This window comes from Bacillus sp. MYb78, assembly GCF_002975115.1.
Classification (GTDB): domain Bacteria; phylum Bacillota; class Bacilli; order Bacillales; family Bacillaceae_G; genus Bacillus_A; species Bacillus_A cereus.
The window spans coordinates 88,818-104,603 of the sequence record NZ_PCOB01000004.1; the positions used below are offsets into that span (position 1 = coordinate 88,818).

The window sequence follows — 15,786 nt, forward strand, 5'->3', positions numbered from 1 at the left end:
AATAAAAGGAGAGTATTATGGGAGTGTATTGGGGGACAAAAAGACATTCTTGGCTTAGTTACGTCTCATTTTGGCTAAGTATTTCATTTTTTATTGTTTTTCTAATTGAAGTGTTTATATTAAAAACACTTTCGAATAGCTCGGTACAAATTGTTAAATATTTTTATTTTATACTTGTACCAGTAAATATTTTTCTTAGTTTAAAGTTACTATTTAAGAAGAATGAAAAGAAAGCGTTACCTATTTTTAGTTTCATTGTCTCATTATTATTTGCAATTTTAATAATCGTATTAGTTTTAGCAGCTATAGGGAAGTTCTTTTAAGGGGAGTGGTATAAGTCACTCTCCTTTTTTATTTGTGGTAGTCTTACTATATGTAAAAATGTGAATGTTGTGAGCTAATAAAAGCGGAGAGTAGACAATATTTGTATGGATTAAAGTCTTACGTTATTTGAACTTGTAAGAGTGTATGGAGTAATGAGGTAATATACATAATAATGGAGATAGAATTAGTTATTTTATAAGTATGTATAAAGCAAATGAATACGGTAAGAACGGTGATATATGGTACAATAGCTATGGATAGTGATAGAGATAAAGGGTATATAAAATACTCATCGTTTTTTAGTAAGAGAGGGGTTATCTTATGCTATACGAGGATTTGGAGACATTATTTCAAACAGCTCCGAAAGAAGATAGAGGCGGATGGAAATATATAATCCAAGAACAAAATAATACATTTAAAATTGTTGATGAAATACTGAAAAATCAAATGAGTGTCGAATTGTATTTTAATGAATACGATGAGGTGAAAATCACTTTATATAAAGATGGAATTCCCATTACGACTATGCAAAGAATTGCGATTTCAAAAGTTGAATTAGACGAAGATGAAGAAGGTATCCAATTTGTTTTAGAGCGCATGCCTAGTCGAATGATTCGGTTGCAGTTAAAGCCATATTTAGCATTAGAAATGGGGCCGTACTGGGAAGTATGTGATGATTGTGAATGAGCATAAAAAAGCATCCAATAACATGGATGCTTTTTTATGTTTTTTGAAGTTGTTTAAACGCAATGATTGGAAGTATAACAATACTTACCCATCCGATGATAGGATATAGAATGTGAAGTAAGTCACTGTAACCGATGTAACTAAAGCAATAACTAATTAGTAAAATGAAGAAAATAATATTGTGATTTTTCCACCCAGTAATAGATTGCATCTGTTTTGTCATACCGAACACATTACCAACTAAAGTTGTGAAAACTTCACCGAAAATAATGAGAACGAAGAAGAAGTGAAAAGTTGCATTAAATCTTCTTATGACTTCAGCCATTGGGATGTTATATTGATAAAATTGATCGACTGATAAGATTGCTAAATGGCTGCATAATAAAATTAAAGAAAGTCCAGCACCACCTAAAATCCCACCCCAAAAAATGGCTTTTCGATCCTTTACTTCACTGGCTAATGGGACGAGAACACTTTGGGCGAGAGAAAGATTTAAGGCGACATATGTAATAGGGCTAGTAATCCATTTCATATTCCAACTCTCTGCAGGAATAGTGTTATTAATGGAAGGTGTGCTGTGAAAAAAGGTTGTAATAGCAAGTCCGATAATAAAAATCATCATAATAGGTACGACAAGTGTATTTACTTCAAAAACACCTTGTAATCCGCGGCTACTTATAATGAGACAAGCGATAACTGTAATGAGAATACCGAGTTGTCTTGGTAAGCGAAGTTGCTCTTCAAATACTGCACCAGCTCCTGATAACATAACGCTCGTTACGCCGAATAAAACGAGTAATAATAATGTGTTTACAACATTCCCAAATACATCCCCAAATAAATATTTGTTAAATTCTTGCGCTGAAAATGCCCCAATTTGTGATGAAAGTAACATCATCTTTGTGCCGAGCCAAATAAAAAAAAATCCACTTACACATATGCCAATGGTCCCGTATAATCCATTCACTGTGAAAAATTCAACAATTTCTCGTCCAGTAGCAAATCCAGCTCCAACGACAGTTCCGATATAAGTAGCAGCTACTTTCTTTGCTACTTGCCATTGTTGATTGTCCATGTTATCCCTCTTTCTACTATGATGAGCTTGATGTACTATTATGCATATGTATGAGCTTGGACAATTAGACGTATGAAGTGTTTGAAAAAATACATGAATTAAATGATATTAGGGAAGTATTAAAGGTGTTAAAACTTTGTTACATATAAGCCGATTGTTCGAAAGGAAAGGGAATGTATGGTAAAATGTAATTAGGTTATTAAAAGATAAACATTACAAAATGATAAGAGGAGTGGATTGTATGGGTACGAAAACAAATGTTGTTGAAGTATTAAACAAGCAGGTAGCAAACTGGAATGTGTTATATGTGAAACTACATAATTATCATTGGTATGTGACAGGGCCACACTTCTTTACATTACATGAGAAATTTGAAGAGTTTTATAATGAAGCTGGAACGTATATTGATGAGTTAGCAGAACGTATTTTAGCTTTAGAAGGTAAACCATTAGCGACAATGAAAGAATATCTCGCAACATCTAGTGTCAGCGAAGGGACAAGCAAAGAATCTGCAGAAGAAATGGTGCAAACATTAGTGAATGATTATTCTGCACTTATTCAAGAATTAAAAGAAGGTATGGAAGTTGCGGGCGAAGCTGGCGATGAAACATCAGCTGACATGCTGTTAGCAATTCATACAACATTAGAACAACATGTATGGATGCTAAGTGCATTCTTAAAATAACGATAAAAAATATAAAGAAACCCATTGAAAAATTATTTCAATGGGTTTTTTTATGATTTTTCAGTTTTCTTTTATGCTATAATATAGTAAAAAGGAGGCGATGCGATGTTTCGCTTTTTCAGAACTGGAAAAGAAGAGCGGGAAATTACGAAAGATGAATTAGAACAAGCGATGGCTCAGTTTTTAGAAACGAATGCTAATATCGTTTATACAGTATTAGTAAATGAAGATTATACAGTAAATTATGATTTGTTAAAACCGTATTTACCTGCATTTCCAACAAATGATTTTCTCATAACGAAGGAAACGCTTGAGGTATTTGAACATACAGCAGAAAATTTAAACCTAGTGAAAGAAATTGATGTCGTACAAAAGGCAGTAGATCAATACGTAACAGAAAAAGAAATGTTCCCAATTGTTGAAGGTAGCGAAGATCGCCTCATATGCGGAATGAAACTAGGACCTTACTTAAATCGTAGCTTAAAAAGAGACTTATATATTTCAGAAAAACATTATTTAGTTTCAAGTAAACCAGATAGAAAAAAACAAAAGAGCGGGTAAACGTAATGAAAACAACAATACATATATTGTTGTCTTTTTTTGTTTGTTAAAATATTGACTTTTCAGTTTATTAATATTTATATTAAATGTATTGGACAGGGAAGGATAACTATTAAGTATCATTCGGAGAATAAGATATTGCTAGGGCGAGTTATATAAAATCTTCACAAAGTGGTATAAAGATTCGCAAAATAAATATTATAAAAAGTTTCGGGGGAATTGGTACATGAAAAATAGTATGACTTACATTCAATTATTAAATGAAACGTTACGTTGTTATGCAAATAAAGGAAGTTTTGAAGCGTACAATTATATAATGGAAAACGCTACAGGTGTAATAGGGAATGAGGCGCAAATATATAATTTTAAGTATGCGCTCGCAAGTGCATCAGGACTTGAAAAAGAAGCATTACATTTAATGAGGGAGGCCATTATAGAAAAGGGATTCTGGTATGGAAATGAATATTTAATTTCCGACGAAGATTTAAAATCACTACATAAATTTGAAGAATTTCATACAATGGTGCAATTATGTAAAGAAAGAGAAGAATTAGCACATAAAAAGGAAAGACCAGATGTGAAATATATATACAGCAAGAAAGAGGGGAATCTACTACTTACATTACATGGTGACCAAGAAAATATTCAAATAGTAGAGCCATATTGGAAATCAGTTTTGACACAAGATTACACGTTAGCTTTACCACAGTCTTCACAAATTCAGTTTTCAGATGGATTTGTTTGGGATGATATAGAGAGAGGGAAAGAAGAATTAAAAGAGCATTACAATAAGTTTATAGAAAATCATACAGTAGAAAATGTAATAATTGGTGGTTTTTCTGCAGGGGCAAGAGTAGCTTTATATACGATTTTGCAAAAAGATATAGATGTGGATGGTTTTGTTTTTATAGCACCGTGGCTTCCCGAGATTGAAGAATGGGATGAGTTGCTAAGAGTGCTGCAGGATAAACATATAAAAGGATATATAGTATGCGGGGATCAAGATGGAGATTGTTTCGAATCCACGCAGCAATTTGTACGATTATTAAGAGATAAGAATATAGAACATAAGTATAAAGTTGTGCCTAACTTAAATCATGATTATCCTATTAACTTTGATGAGCTATTAAAAGAAGCTATTGAATATATAGGAAATAAAAACAATAAGTAGTAAGAAAAAGAGATGCATCATATGTGATGCATCTCTTTTTAGAGTTATAAATTAAAAGCATTTGCTAGTAAGCGATAAGACTTTAATTTATGTTCAAATTGATGAGTAATCGTGACAATCATAAATTCGTCAGTATTGTATGCTTTGCTTAAGTTTATTATTTTTTCTTTTACAGAAGACGGATCACCAACAATCATACGTTGACGATTTTCTTTTATACGGAATAAATCATAAGCACTGTATGAATAATTTTGAGCAGTTTCAATAGAAGGTGTACCAGTAGTTCGTTTTCCTTGCTCTAATAATAAGATTGATAAATCTAAACTAGAAGCAATTTTTTCCGCTTCTTCATTTGTTTCTCCGCATATAACAAAGATGGCAACGATTGAATTAGGCTTATCTCCTAAAAATGAAGGCTGATATTGTTCTTGGTAAGCCCTCATAACTTCAGGGCCTCCGAAGCCATTAATAAATTGTGCAAATGCGAAAGAAGCTCCATTGTTTGCAGCAATTTTAGCGCTCTCTCCGCTAGAACCGAGCATCCACATTTCAGGAGATGTTGGGATAACTGGAGTGGCTTTTAAGTTTGCATAGTGATGGTTTTCTGGTATTTGATCATGTAAGTACATTGCAACGTCTGCAATTTGTTCTGGATATTGATCAAGTGAGACCATTTTCCCTTCTTGAAGTGCGCGAGTTGCTATTGGCATACCACCAGGAGCTCTACCAACACCGAGATCGATGCGGTTCGGATACAGTGCTTCTAGAACACGGAAATTCTCAGCAACTTTATATGGGCTATAATGTGGTAACATAACACCACCTGAACCGACTCTAATACGATCCGTTTTTGCGGCAATATGAGAAATAAGTATTTCTGGACTTGAACCAGCTAAGCTTACGGAATTATGATGTTCGGATACCCAAAAACGTGTGAATCCGAGTTTTTCAACTTCTTGTGCAAGCGTAACTGTATGTGAAAAAGCTTGGGCTGCTGTGCTACCATCTGAAATAGGTGATTGGTCTAATACACTTAACTTGATCATAGAATATACCTCTCAATCTTAATGTACATCCTATTATATATTTACTTATGAAAAATGCGTAGTGAAATGCTCAAAATGAAAAGTGGATAATCCTATTTCCGCTTTTAATGAGAAAATCCGCGTTCATAATGATTCATTTCAACCAGATTTAAAATATATTCATAGTTGTCAACTTCACATTTTAGCTGTTCACGTTCTTTTTCAGATAGTGTCATATTGCTAAGTTTTTTACATAAGTTTTGTTTCTTTAATTCTAAATGCTTTTTTGTAGCGTGGTAATCATAAGTATGTTTCATTTTTTAGTCACTCCTTCGTTGCGATTGCTATATTATACGAAGCATAAAGAAATATGAAATCTGTCTCTTATGTACTTTTAGTGAATATTCAAATTGCAATGGTGTTATGTTTATGGAGATTTATGAATAAAATGCACTAAACCACTAACGTCTATTTGATGAAGTAAGGGGTGGAATTGTGCAGAAAGATATAATGTATAACACTGAAATGGATGAAGCGTTAAAAGTTATAGATAAAGGATTGAAGAAGACGATAAATCCAAAACAAATTATTGTAGTGGGAGCTGGTATGGCTGGATTAGTTTCAGCATCTTTATTAAAGGCTGCAGGACATGATGTGAAAATTTTTGAAGCAAACAACCGGGTAGGTGGCCGTATAGAAACGGTTAGAATGGAAGATACCGGATTATATTTAGATGTCGGAGCAATGAGAATTCCGTATTCGCATACATTAACGATGGCGTATATAAGAAAATTTGGGCTACAGGTGGGTCCTTTTATTAATAGAAATGAGACGGATATTATATACGTAAATGGACGGAAAACGACGTTGAAACAATATGAAAAGGATCCAAATATTTTAAGGTATCCTGTGGAAATGAATGAAGTGGGAAAAACGTCTGAAGAACTATTGTTATTAGCAGTACAGCCGATAATAAATTTTATTAAAAGAAATCCAGAGAAAAATTGGGATGTTGTAGTGAAGGATTTTGGGAGATATTCCACAGGACAATTTTTGAAGTATCACCCTTATCAGTATAATACTTACTTTTCGCCAGTAACAATTGAGATGATTGGTGTTCTATTAGATTTAGAAGGTTTTTTGGAACGATCGTTTGTAGAGACTTTACGCTTTCTATACATTATGCAAGAGGAGAGCGGATTTTGTGAAATTGTGGGCGGGAACGATAGATTGCCAAAGTCATTTTTACCGCAATTAGAAGAGAATATTATATATAATCAAAAATTAATGAAGCTACATCAACACGATAATGGTGTGACAGCTTTCTATCGGAACGAGGAAACTTTTGAATATAGCAGTATTACAGGAGATTTAGTTATTGTTACCATTCCGTTTTCGACAATGCGTTTTGTAGAAGTAGATCCGTTTGATTCTATATCTCATGAAAAATGGAAAGCAATTCGTGAATTACATTATATGCCTGCGACGAAAATAGGAATTCAATTTAAAAGCCGATTTTGGGAAGAACAAGGACAATTAGGTGGCAGAATTATAACAGATTTGCCAATTCGTTATGGCTATTATCCAAGTTATGGAATTGGTGAGAAAGGACCGGCTATGATGTTAGGTAGCTATACATGGTCTTATGACGCATTGTTATGGGATGGTTTATCAAAAGGTGATCGTATTTATTACGCATTACACAACTTAGCAACAATATTAGGTGGTCAAGTGTATGATGAGTTCATATCTGGAATATCAAAAAGCTGGACATTGGATCCGTATGCGCTTGGAGGATTTGCACTTTTTCAAGCAGGTCAAGAATCTGAGCTGCAACCAGCGATTGTCAAACCAGAGGGGAGAATATTCTTCGCTGGAGATCATACAACGCTATATCACGGATGGATTCAAGGTGCGATTGAATCTGGAATTCGTGTAGCGGCGGAAGTGAATGAGTAAAAGGTTTTCGATTCAGAAAATTCTTTACTATATAACTTGAGATGGATATTATTATATATAAAAGAATTATGGGGAGTGTTTACAGTGAATCCGTTATTATTCGATTTTCCTTCTGAATTTTATACTGACAGGCTTTTTATTCGAATGCCGAAACCAGGAGATGGTAAAGTTGTATATGATGCAATTCAGGCTTCAATACAAGAACTAAAACCTTGGATGGTGTTTGCACAAAAAGAGCAAACAGAGCAAGAAATAGAAGAAAGTATTAGAAAATCACATATTCAATTTTTGCAACGTGAGGATTTAAGATTACTAGTATTTTCGAAAGAAACAGGTGAATTTATTGCTTCAGCCGGATTACATCGTATTAATTGGGATATACCTCAATTTGAAATCGGATATTGGATTGATACAAGGTTTAGCGGAAAAGGCTATATGGTAGAGGCTGCGAAAGGTATAACGGATTACGCTTTTTCTGAATTGAAAGCAAACCGTGTAGAAATTCGTTGTGATTCTTTAAATAAGAAGAGTAGAGCGATACCTGAGAAATTAGGCTTTAAGTTAGAAGGTACGTTAGAAAGTGCGAGTGTTGCGGTAGATGGAAACGGATTAAGGGATATGTGTGTATTTTCCATGACTAGAAATACATATGAAAAAGAAGAGCTGTAAGAAAACAGCTCTTCTTTTTATGCATTATGGTACAGGATGCCCATTAGAGCTTTCGAAAATTGTAAACCATTGTTGACGGTCTAAGTTAACGTTTGTAGCAAGAGCAGCCGTTTTTACGCGATCTAATTTACCAGAGCCAACGATTGGCATCATATTAGCTGGATGAGCAAGTAACCAAGCATACATAACCGTATCGATACTAGAAACACCTAGCTCAGTAGCAACTTTTTGCATAGTTTCACGTACACGTACGGCGCGTTCTGATTGACCAGTAAAGATTTCCCCACCAGCAAGAGGTGACCAAATCATTGGATTGATTCGTTTTTCTTGGCATAAATCAATTGTCCCTTTTTCAAAATGCTCAAGCTGCAATGCAGAAACTTCAATCTGGTTCGTAATAAGCGGGAAATCTAAGTACGAACTTAACATATTAAATTGTGAAGGTAAGAAGTTAGATACACCGAAGTGACGAACTTTTCCTTCTTGTTTTAATTGTGAAAATGCTTTTGCCACTTCATTTGGATCCATAAAAGGATCGGGACGATGAATAAGTAATACGTCAATATAATTTGTATGTAAATTTTTAAGTGATGCTTCTACACTTTGCATAATATGCTCTGCACTAGTATTGTAGTGAGCAACATATCGCTCTGGAAATTTCGGTGATGGGGGAGCGATTCCACACTTTGTAATAATTTGCATGTTTTCTCGTAAGGAAGGCTTTAATTGTAAAGCTTCGCCAAATAAACCTTCACACGTATATCCGCCGTAAATATCAGCGTGATCAAAAGTAGTAATTCCCATATCCATACAATCTTCAATGAAAGAAAGTAATTCTTGTTTCGTCATATTCCATTCTGCTAAACGCCAAAATCCTTGAATAATACGAGAAAATTCTAGCGTTTCAGCCATTTGAACTCGCTCCATTATAAGTACCCCCTTGATGAATAATAATGTTTTGAAAAGGCTTTCTTACTACATGTTATTATATAGTTAATTAGGTGTACAGACAATAAATATGTTTTGCTACAAAAATGATTTTCTCTATATGCTATAATGTAGAAACATATAGCTATAAGGAGAGGTACGAAATGATTCCAGTAACAATATTAACTGGTTTTCTTGGATCAGGGAAAACGACTTTATTAAATCGTATTTTATCAGAAAATCACGGTAAGAAATTAGCGGTGATTGTAAATGAAATAGGGCAAATTGGCATTGATAATCAGTTGATTATGAATGTAGAAGAAGAAATTATGGAAATGACAAATGGCTGTTTATGCTGTACTGTACGTGAAGATTTACTTGTTGCTTTAAAACAGTTACTGGACGTAAAAGCAGAAGGGAAAATGGATTTTGATGGTTTAGTAATTGAAACGACTGGACTTGCAAATCCAGGGCCGATTATTCAAACATTCTTTTTAGATCCAGTCATTCAATCTGCATACCAAATTAACGGTGTTGTAACGGTGGTAGATAGTTATCATATACATAAACATTTTGAAAAAGGATTAGAGGCAAAAGAGCAAATTGCGTTTGCGGATGTCGTTTTAGTAAATAAATTAGATTTAATTGAAGAGAGTGAGAAAGAAAATCTCTTGCATGAAATTCAAGGAATTAACCCGACTGCAAAGTTAATTGAGGCGACTAACTGTGAGGTAGATATACCATCTTTATTACAAATCCAAACGTTTAAAACGAAAGATACGTTGCAAATTTACCCTCATAAAGAACATAATCACTTAGAAGGTGTGAAATCATTTGTATTACGTGAAGAACGTCCGCTGGATTTACAAAAGCTTAATGAGTGGATGTCAGCTGTCGTTCAAGAGCTAGGGGAATATTTATATCGTTACAAAGGAATTTTATCGATAGACGGAGTAGATAAACGTATCGTTTTCCAAGGTGTACATACGTTATTTGCCGCTTCGTACGATAGAGAGTGGCAAGAGGGCGAAGAGCGAGTAAGTGAAGTAGTTTTCATCGGAAGAGATATTAATAAAGAGTGGTTCCAAGAACATTTTGAAGAGTGTGTGAAATAAGTCTGCGTAAATTGCAGGCTTATTTTTATGAGCATTCTATTAGATTACAAAACAGAATTAAATAAGGGAAAGAAATTAAAAATTGATACATGTATAATAAAAAGCCTGTTTTCACAGGCTTGTATTTTCGTCTATTAGTAACTCCATTACAACACCTACAACTGGACCTTCATCATCAATATCACCATTTAAGCGGAAACCAAATGATTCATACAGTCCCATTGCAAGTTTGTTGTCTGGATGTAAACTTAAGTAAATTATTTTGCATTCAAATTTTTCTTGTAAGAATTGAATGAGTAAGCGAAGGAAACGTTTTGCGTATCCTTTTCCTTGATATTGTTGGTCAATCATAAAGCGATCGAGCCATACACTTTTATGTTTTACTGAATACCATCCATACATTGCATAACCTACAAGTGTTTCTCCATCATATAAACCTACTGACGTTCCGTTTCCTTCATATAATGATTCTGCTAAAGAAAACGCGTTACTTTCAATAAATTGTTGCTGATCTTTTGCGACGTCTAAAGCAACTACTGAACGCCAATTTTTTGCTGTTACTTCACAAATGTGAAGATTCATAATTCCAACTCACCTTCTAAATTAATATAGCTTTAAAGCTAATATGGATAATTTTACTTGTTATTTTGGTCAAGTCAAGGATAAATACATAAAAAGGCAGCTGAATACTAGATTCAGCTGCCTAGAAAATATAATGGATTAGTTTGTTGCTTCTTTCAATGTGTTTACGTTTTCTTCCATTAAAGTGAAGTAATCTTTATTATTTTTTGCATCATCTTCAGAAACAGTAGCTAAGTGATTTAAGCGTAAAACTTTTGTACCAGTTTCTTTTTGAATAACAGATGCTACTTTTGGAGTAGAGAACGTTTCGAATAAAATATATTTTAGATTATGTTCTTTTACTGTTTTTGTAATGTCAGCAAGCTGTTTTTGAGATGGTTCATCAGAAGCTGAAATTCCAGCGATAGGAATTTGTTTTAGGCCGTATCGTTGTTCCCAGTAACCATAGGCAGCATGAGAAACTAAAATTTCTTTCGTTTTTGCGTTCGCTACAGCTGCCTTAAATTGATCGTCTAAATCAGTAAATTTAGTTTGAAGTGCTGCGAAGTTTTTTTCGAATTCTTGTTTATGTTCAGGTTGTAATTCTACAAGTGCATTTTTAATTTTTTCTGCCTGTTTCATTGCTAGAGTAGGGTCTAACCAAATATGCGGGTCTTTATCGTGATGGTGTTCATCTTCTTTATGGCCATCTCCATGATCATGATGCTCTTCTTCAGTAGAAGCACGAAGCTCAATACCTTTAGATGCATTTACAATTTTAACATTTTCTTTTTGTAATGTTTTTTCCATTTTTTCAGCAAATGGTTCTAATTCAGCGCCGTTATAAACGAATAAATTGGCTTTTGCAACTTGTACTGTTTGTTTTTGACTTGGTTCAAATGTATGTGAATCTGCACCAGGTGGGTAAATTGCTTCAACATTTACATAGTCGCCACCGATTTTCTTTGCGAAATCAGCAAGTGGGAAAATCGTTGTATAAACTGTTAGCTTTCCATCTTTCTTGGCATTACTTTCTTTTTTATTTGAGCAGCCAGCGAAAATTAAGGTAAAAATAAGTAAGAATGAAAATATAGTCAATCTTTTAGGCATGAAGTTCTCCTCTTTTCTTTTTTACGGATATATTTTCCCCAATTATAGAAGAAAAATATCATTTTAATACAAAACGGAATAATTACGTTTTAGTTTGCGAACTTAGTATAATACATCTTTAATAAAGTTGCAATAAATAATAATCATTCCGATTTGTTTTGTTATAAAGTTGTCAAATAAAGGTGTATTATTTTTGCAAATGCATGCATATGTGACAACGCTGTTTTCATATATTGAAAAGGAGGTAAAGAGGGGGATGAGCGCTTGGGTTACTTAATGGAAGCTATTTTATTAATATTAGCGGTAGTATTGCCATTATCTTTCGTATTAATTTTTTTAAGAAGATTAATAAGTAATTTAGGGGACGCTACAACAATAACGAAATTACAAGAGAGAGATGAGAAAAAAGAGTGAGTAAAGCACTATGCGTACGCATAGTGTTTTACTTGTGGTAAAATAAGAGCAGGAAACTCCTAAAGGTTGTATTTTACTGAAGGAGAGAAAAGTAAAATAAGAGGTATATGCATATATGAATAAGCGAACAGCGTTAATACTTGGTGCAAGTGGTTTAGTTGGACAAGAGATAACGCGTCTATTACTTGAATCAGATTACTACGATTCGGTTACTATTTTTGTAAGAGAGCCAATGCAATTTCAACATGAGAAGTTACAGCAGAAACAAGTTGATTTTTCGGTATTAGAGGAATATAAAGAGTTCTTTGCTGTGGATGATGTTTTTAGTTGCTTAGGAACAACAATAAAAAAAGCAAAAACAAAAGCAAATTTTAAAAAAGTAGATTATGAATATACGTTACGAGCTGCTTGTTTAGCTGAAAAACAAGGGGTGCAAAATTTCCTTGTTGTGTCTTCTATGGGAGCGAATCCTAAATCATTTTTCTTTTATTCACAAGTGAAAGGAAAAATGGAAGAAGAATTGCAAAAGTTAGTAATCGGTGGTATTCACATTTTTAGACCATCATTATTAGTAGGAAACCGACAAGAATTTCGTTTCGGCGAACGAATGGCTGAAAAGTTATCTCGTATTATTCCTTTTATTTTTAAAGGGGCTTTCAAAAAGTATAAACCAATTTCAGCTAAAGATGTGGCGAAAGGTATGTATATAACCGCGCTGCGAGAAGAATCGGGTATCCATACTTATAATTCAAATGAAATTACAACGATAGAATAAATAAAACCGAGAAGAATGACTTCTCGGTTTTATTTATTCGTATGAATTTTTCCTGGTGCTCGCTTATATTGGTGAGGTTCTTGCAATTCAAAGCCAAGTTCATTGGCCGCTATTCTTGGGAAGTACGGATTGCGAAGTAATTCACGTCCGATGAAAATTAAATCTGCTTCGTTATTATTTAAAATTTGCTCTGCTTGTGACCCAGTCGTAATCAATCCCACTGCACCAGTTGCAATGTTAGCATGCTCTTTAATATGTTTAGCATATTGTACTTGATACCCAGGATAAACATCGATGCGTGCAGGGACAACAGCTCCAGAGCTACAATCGATTAAATCTACTCCTTGTTCTTTCATCCATTTTGTATACTGAACATAATCTTGAACTGTTAACCCTTCAGGATGATAATCATTTGCTGAAATACGGACAAATAACGGTCCGTTCCAAACTTCATTTATCGAGTCAATGATTTCGCGTAAGAAACGATAGCGGTTTTCAGGTGAACCACCATATTCATCAGTCCGCTTATTGGAAAGCGGAGAAAGAAATTCATTAATAAGATAACCGTGAGCACCGTGTATTTCAATAACATCAAATCCAGCTTGTTTTGATCGTACTGCAGCTTGCTGAAAAGCTAATACAGTATTTTTAATTTGGTGTTTGCTCATTTCTATTGGCATTTTCATTGTTTCATTAAATGGAATGGCTGAAGGAGCTAACGCATCTGTTTCTAATTCTGCTTTTCTTCCGGCGTGAGCGAGTTGAATGGCAGCTTTTGCGCCGTTATCATGTATAAAAGTAGTCGTTTTATGTAAGCCTTCAATTAGGTTGTCATCCCAAATACCTAAATCTTTGTTAGAAATTCGTCCTTCAGCTAACACCGCAGTTGCTTCAACCATAACTAAACCTACTTGGCCAGCAGCGCGAGTTCCATAATGAATGAGATGAAAATTCGTAACGCTGCCATCCTCATTCCCCGATGAATACATACACATAGGCGACATAACGATACGATTTTTTAGTGTAACGTTCTTAATTGTATAAGGTGAAAAAAGCTTGGAATTCATCAAATAGCCTCCTTGATTGAATTTTCTTATATTTTACCATTCTCTTTTTTGTTTCTCTAATAAAACGCTTATACGAAAAATTTTGTATATTCGTGTTACAATGACTAATATGAACTGAATTGGAGGATGGCATATGTACCAGGCTTATTATGAAAGCGAAGTAGGTTTGCTTGAAATTACAGCGAATCAAGAAGGAATTACGTCTGTTATATTTGTTGATGAACGACAAGAAGAAAATAAAAATGAAATGATAGAACAATGTATAAATGAGTTAGATGAATATTTTAAAGGGAAAAGAAAAGAAAAGAGTTTACGGTCCCGCTGTCTGCGGAGGGAACAGCATTTCAAAAAAATGTATGGGATGCACTTTATACTATTCCATACGGCGTAAGTGCTTCATATTTAGATATTGCAGAGAAAGTTGGAAATATAAAAGCTGTACGGGCAATAGGAGGGGCAAATAGTCGAAATCCAATTTCAATAATTGTTCCATGTCACCGTGTAATAGGAAAGAGTGGAAAGCTTGTTGGATATGCTGGTGGTTTATGGAGGAAAGAGTGGTTATTAAAACACGAAGGTATTTTGAAATGACGTATGGATGGGAAGAGGGATTGTTTTGAAATGTATAAATTGTGGGCAACCTTGCGAGGAGGAACAGTTAAATTGTGCAAGTTGTCAGCGAAACTTGGATAATGAACAAGAGGAAGGTAGCTCGTTAATAGATAAAGAACTAGAAGTATATGTAGGGAGACAATATCCGTATTACAAAAGGAAATGGGAACTTGAGAATAAGCGGATTGCTAGGTGGAGTTGGAATGGTTGGGCTGCAATTTTCAATATAGGCTGGCTAGGATATCGTAAATATTATATACCAGCTGCTTTATTTATGCTGTTATTAGTAGCTTGTGATGCATTTTCGTACTATATGGGATTTAATGTAGCGTTGCCAATCATTAATATGGTGCCTTTGACGTTTTTATTACTCATTTTTATTCTGTTTGGAATGGGGATTTTTGCAAATGGATTATACTATCAATTTGCGGAAAGACGTATATACCGAATAAAAGCAAGAGAAATAAAAGATAAATCAGTTGAAAACTATCTAATCAATGATAGCGGCGGAACGAGCAAAATGGGAGCGACAATTGTTACTATTTTAGCAGTTGCTAGCATATTTTTTAGTCATTTCTTTTTTCCGACTGATCGAGACGTTATTCAAAAGGTTCGTACAAGCTCGCTTTATGAATATCCTTTCTTTTCAATAGGTGAATCTTTCGAAAATTATTTTCAAAATTCAGGTTGGATATATTATCGTGGAACGGAAGGGTTAGAATTAGTAGAATTCCAAGGATATAACACCGGAACGCCAAGACAAAAGGTGAAGATTCAATTTGTTGTCGATTATAAATTAGGTGAAGTGGAACCATACTCACTTATGGTTAATGGTGAATCTAAAACTGAAGAAGAGTTTTTGAAGCTGATGGAAGAAATATTTAAAGTTCAAAATCCATTTGATATAGAGGATGGATTACAAGTAAATGCTATTCAAGAAAGCGGCTGGAAAGAAATTTCCGATCGCTTTTTTCTATGTTTGTTAAAATAAATATTTAAAATAATCAGAATCTTTTGTATAATGAAATATATTATATAGGATTTAACTT

18 protein-coding genes and 1 pseudogene are annotated in these 15,786 nt (G+C 34.1%); 12 read left to right on the forward strand and 7 right to left on the reverse strand.

What is annotated here, in order from left to right; translation table 11 throughout:
- Window positions 1–17 precede the first annotated feature (17 nt).
- Together CQ064_RS11190 and CQ064_RS11195 are read left to right on the forward strand one after the other, a co-directional pair.
- Complete coding sequence (locus CQ064_RS11190; RefSeq protein ID WP_000539571.1) at window positions 18–323, forward strand: hypothetical protein; 306 nt, start codon at window positions 18–20, stop codon at window positions 321–323.
- Between the two features lie 322 nt (window positions 324–645).
- Window positions 646–1,011: a DUF3979 family protein gene (locus CQ064_RS11195; protein ID WP_000965068.1), complete on the forward strand. Its 366-nt coding sequence runs from the start codon at window positions 646–648 to the stop codon at window positions 1,009–1,011.
- 34 nt (window positions 1,012–1,045) lie between these two features.
- Here CQ064_RS11195 and CQ064_RS11200 read toward each other — a convergent pair whose 3' ends face one another.
- The gene (locus CQ064_RS11200; RefSeq protein ID WP_000370211.1) at window positions 1,046–2,086 is read right to left on the reverse strand and encodes a YkvI family membrane protein; all 1,041 of its coding nucleotides are present in this window, start codon (window positions 2,084–2,086) and stop codon (window positions 1,046–1,048) included.
- Window positions 2,087–2,327: 241 nt separating this feature from the next.
- On the opposite strand from CQ064_RS11200, the gene CQ064_RS11205 reads away from it, so the two are divergent.
- From CQ064_RS11205 to CQ064_RS11215, 3 genes are all read left to right on the forward strand, one after another.
- A complete protein-coding gene (locus CQ064_RS11205; RefSeq protein ID WP_000536897.1) occupies window positions 2,328–2,771 on the forward strand; it encodes a Dps family protein in 444 nt (147 codons plus the stop codon).
- 105 nt (window positions 2,772–2,876) lie between these two features.
- Window positions 2,877–3,332, forward strand: coding sequence for a DUF3939 domain-containing protein (locus tag CQ064_RS11210; protein WP_000488209.1), 456 nt, complete (start codon window positions 2,877–2,879; stop codon window positions 3,330–3,332).
- Between the two features lie 226 nt (window positions 3,333–3,558).
- Window positions 3,559–4,503, forward strand: coding sequence for an alpha/beta hydrolase (locus tag CQ064_RS11215; protein WP_000798316.1), 945 nt, complete (start codon window positions 3,559–3,561; stop codon window positions 4,501–4,503).
- A gap of 44 nt (window positions 4,504–4,547) precedes the next feature.
- On the opposite strand, the gene CQ064_RS11220 is transcribed toward CQ064_RS11215, so the two are convergent.
- Both CQ064_RS11220 and CQ064_RS11225 read right to left on the reverse strand, forming a co-directional pair.
- On the reverse strand, window positions 4,548–5,549 hold the full coding sequence (locus CQ064_RS11220) for an LLM class flavin-dependent oxidoreductase (protein ID WP_000594040.1): 1,002 nt from the start codon (window positions 5,547–5,549) through the stop codon (window positions 4,548–4,550).
- A 104-nt stretch (window positions 5,550–5,653) separates the two neighbouring features.
- Window positions 5,654–5,845 carry a DUF3896 family protein gene (locus CQ064_RS11225; protein ID WP_000683367.1) on the reverse strand — a complete coding sequence of 64 codons (192 nt, stop codon included), beginning with the start codon at window positions 5,843–5,845 and terminating at the stop codon, window positions 5,654–5,656.
- A 178-nt stretch (window positions 5,846–6,023) separates the two neighbouring features.
- Between CQ064_RS11225 and CQ064_RS11230 the strand changes: the two genes are divergently transcribed.
- Window positions 6,024–7,487, forward strand: coding sequence for a flavin monoamine oxidase family protein (locus tag CQ064_RS11230; protein ID WP_001168110.1), 1,464 nt, complete (start codon window positions 6,024–6,026; stop codon window positions 7,485–7,487).
- 84 nt (window positions 7,488–7,571) lie between these two features.
- Window positions 7,572–8,156: a GNAT family N-acetyltransferase gene (locus CQ064_RS11235; RefSeq protein ID WP_001068746.1), complete on the forward strand. Its 585-nt coding sequence runs from the start codon at window positions 7,572–7,574 to the stop codon at window positions 8,154–8,156.
- Between the two features lie 24 nt (window positions 8,157–8,180).
- Here the strand turns inward: CQ064_RS11235 and CQ064_RS11240 are convergent, their stop codons facing one another.
- Window positions 8,181–9,083, reverse strand: coding sequence for an aldo/keto reductase (locus tag CQ064_RS11240; protein WP_000442793.1), 903 nt, complete (start codon window positions 9,081–9,083; stop codon window positions 8,181–8,183).
- Window positions 9,084–9,247: 164 nt separating this feature from the next.
- Between CQ064_RS11240 and CQ064_RS11245 the strand changes: the two genes are divergently transcribed.
- Window positions 9,248–10,198 (forward strand): CobW family GTP-binding protein, encoded by a 951-nt coding sequence (locus tag CQ064_RS11245; RefSeq protein ID WP_000613426.1) that lies wholly within the window; start codon window positions 9,248–9,250, stop codon window positions 10,196–10,198.
- Window positions 10,199–10,309: 111 nt separating this feature from the next.
- Here the strand turns inward: CQ064_RS11245 and CQ064_RS11250 are convergent, their stop codons facing one another.
- Window positions 10,310–10,780 carry a GNAT family N-acetyltransferase gene (locus tag CQ064_RS11250; protein WP_001048677.1) on the reverse strand — a complete coding sequence of 157 codons (471 nt, stop codon included), beginning with the start codon at window positions 10,778–10,780 and terminating at the stop codon, window positions 10,310–10,312.
- A 138-nt stretch (window positions 10,781–10,918) separates the two neighbouring features.
- A complete protein-coding gene (locus CQ064_RS11255; RefSeq protein ID WP_001126153.1) occupies window positions 10,919–11,869 on the reverse strand; it encodes a metal ABC transporter substrate-binding protein in 951 nt (316 codons plus the stop codon).
- A 264-nt stretch (window positions 11,870–12,133) separates the two neighbouring features.
- Here CQ064_RS11255 and CQ064_RS33600 point away from each other — a divergent pair, with 264 nt between their 5' ends.
- Window positions 12,134–12,283, forward strand: a complete 150-nt coding sequence (locus CQ064_RS33600; protein WP_000540932.1) for a hypothetical protein — start codon at window positions 12,134–12,136, stop codon at window positions 12,281–12,283.
- Window positions 12,284–12,398: 115 nt separating this feature from the next.
- Window positions 12,399–13,058: an oxidoreductase gene (locus tag CQ064_RS11260; RefSeq protein WP_001042732.1), complete on the forward strand. Its 660-nt coding sequence runs from the start codon at window positions 12,399–12,401 to the stop codon at window positions 13,056–13,058.
- Window positions 13,059–13,087: 29 nt separating this feature from the next.
- Here CQ064_RS11260 and namA read toward each other — a convergent pair whose 3' ends face one another.
- Window positions 13,088–14,125, reverse strand: coding sequence for an NADPH dehydrogenase NamA (namA, locus tag CQ064_RS11265; RefSeq protein WP_001086179.1), 1,038 nt, complete (start codon window positions 14,123–14,125; stop codon window positions 13,088–13,090).
- Between the two features lie 133 nt (window positions 14,126–14,258).
- Here namA and CQ064_RS11270 point away from each other — a divergent pair.
- Both CQ064_RS11270 and CQ064_RS11275 read left to right on the forward strand, forming a co-directional pair.
- Window positions 14,259–14,716, forward strand: a pseudogene (locus tag CQ064_RS11270) (methylated-DNA--[protein]-cysteine S-methyltransferase).
- 7 nt (window positions 14,717–14,723) lie between these two features.
- Window positions 14,724–15,728: a DUF2628 domain-containing protein gene (locus tag CQ064_RS11275; protein ID WP_003274183.1), complete on the forward strand. Its 1,005-nt coding sequence runs from the start codon at window positions 14,724–14,726 to the stop codon at window positions 15,726–15,728.
- Window positions 15,729–15,786 lie beyond the last annotated feature (58 nt).

What these genes read in the sequence shown, in the direction of transcription:
- CQ064_RS11225 (WP_000683367.1), bottom strand. Translation starts at nt 5,845, where the DNA reads ATGAAACATACTTATGATTACCACGCTACAAAAAAGCATTTAGAATTA.
- CQ064_RS11205 (WP_000536897.1), top strand. Translation starts at nt 2,328, where the DNA reads ATGGGTACGAAAACAAATGTTGTTGAAGTATTAAACAAGCAGGTAGCA.
- CQ064_RS11210 (WP_000488209.1), top strand. Translation starts at nt 2,877, where the DNA reads ATGTTTCGCTTTTTCAGAACTGGAAAAGAAGAGCGGGAAATTACGAAA.
- CQ064_RS11255 (WP_001126153.1), bottom strand. Translation starts at nt 11,869, where the DNA reads ATGCCTAAAAGATTGACTATATTTTCATTCTTACTTATTTTTACCTTA.
- CQ064_RS11200 (WP_000370211.1), bottom strand. Translation starts at nt 2,086, where the DNA reads ATGGACAATCAACAATGGCAAGTAGCAAAGAAAGTAGCTGCTACTTAT.
- CQ064_RS11220 (WP_000594040.1), bottom strand. Translation starts at nt 5,549, where the DNA reads ATGATCAAGTTAAGTGTATTAGACCAATCACCTATTTCAGATGGTAGC.
- CQ064_RS11250 (WP_001048677.1), bottom strand. Translation starts at nt 10,780, where the DNA reads ATGAATCTTCACATTTGTGAAGTAACAGCAAAAAATTGGCGTTCAGTA.
- namA (WP_001086179.1), bottom strand. Translation starts at nt 14,125, where the DNA reads ATGAATTCCAAGCTTTTTTCACCTTATACAATTAAGAACGTTACACTA.
- CQ064_RS11240 (WP_000442793.1), bottom strand. Translation starts at nt 9,083, where the DNA reads ATGGAGCGAGTTCAAATGGCTGAAACGCTAGAATTTTCTCGTATTATT.
- CQ064_RS11215 (WP_000798316.1), top strand. Translation starts at nt 3,559, where the DNA reads ATGAAAAATAGTATGACTTACATTCAATTATTAAATGAAACGTTACGT.
- CQ064_RS11260 (WP_001042732.1), top strand. Translation starts at nt 12,399, where the DNA reads ATGAATAAGCGAACAGCGTTAATACTTGGTGCAAGTGGTTTAGTTGGA.
- CQ064_RS11190 (WP_000539571.1), top strand. Translation starts at nt 18, where the DNA reads ATGGGAGTGTATTGGGGGACAAAAAGACATTCTTGGCTTAGTTACGTC.
- CQ064_RS11245 (WP_000613426.1), top strand. Translation starts at nt 9,248, where the DNA reads ATGATTCCAGTAACAATATTAACTGGTTTTCTTGGATCAGGGAAAACG.
- CQ064_RS11275 (WP_003274183.1), top strand. Translation starts at nt 14,724, where the DNA reads ATGGGAAGAGGGATTGTTTTGAAATGTATAAATTGTGGGCAACCTTGC.
- CQ064_RS11195 (WP_000965068.1), top strand. Translation starts at nt 646, where the DNA reads ATGCTATACGAGGATTTGGAGACATTATTTCAAACAGCTCCGAAAGAA.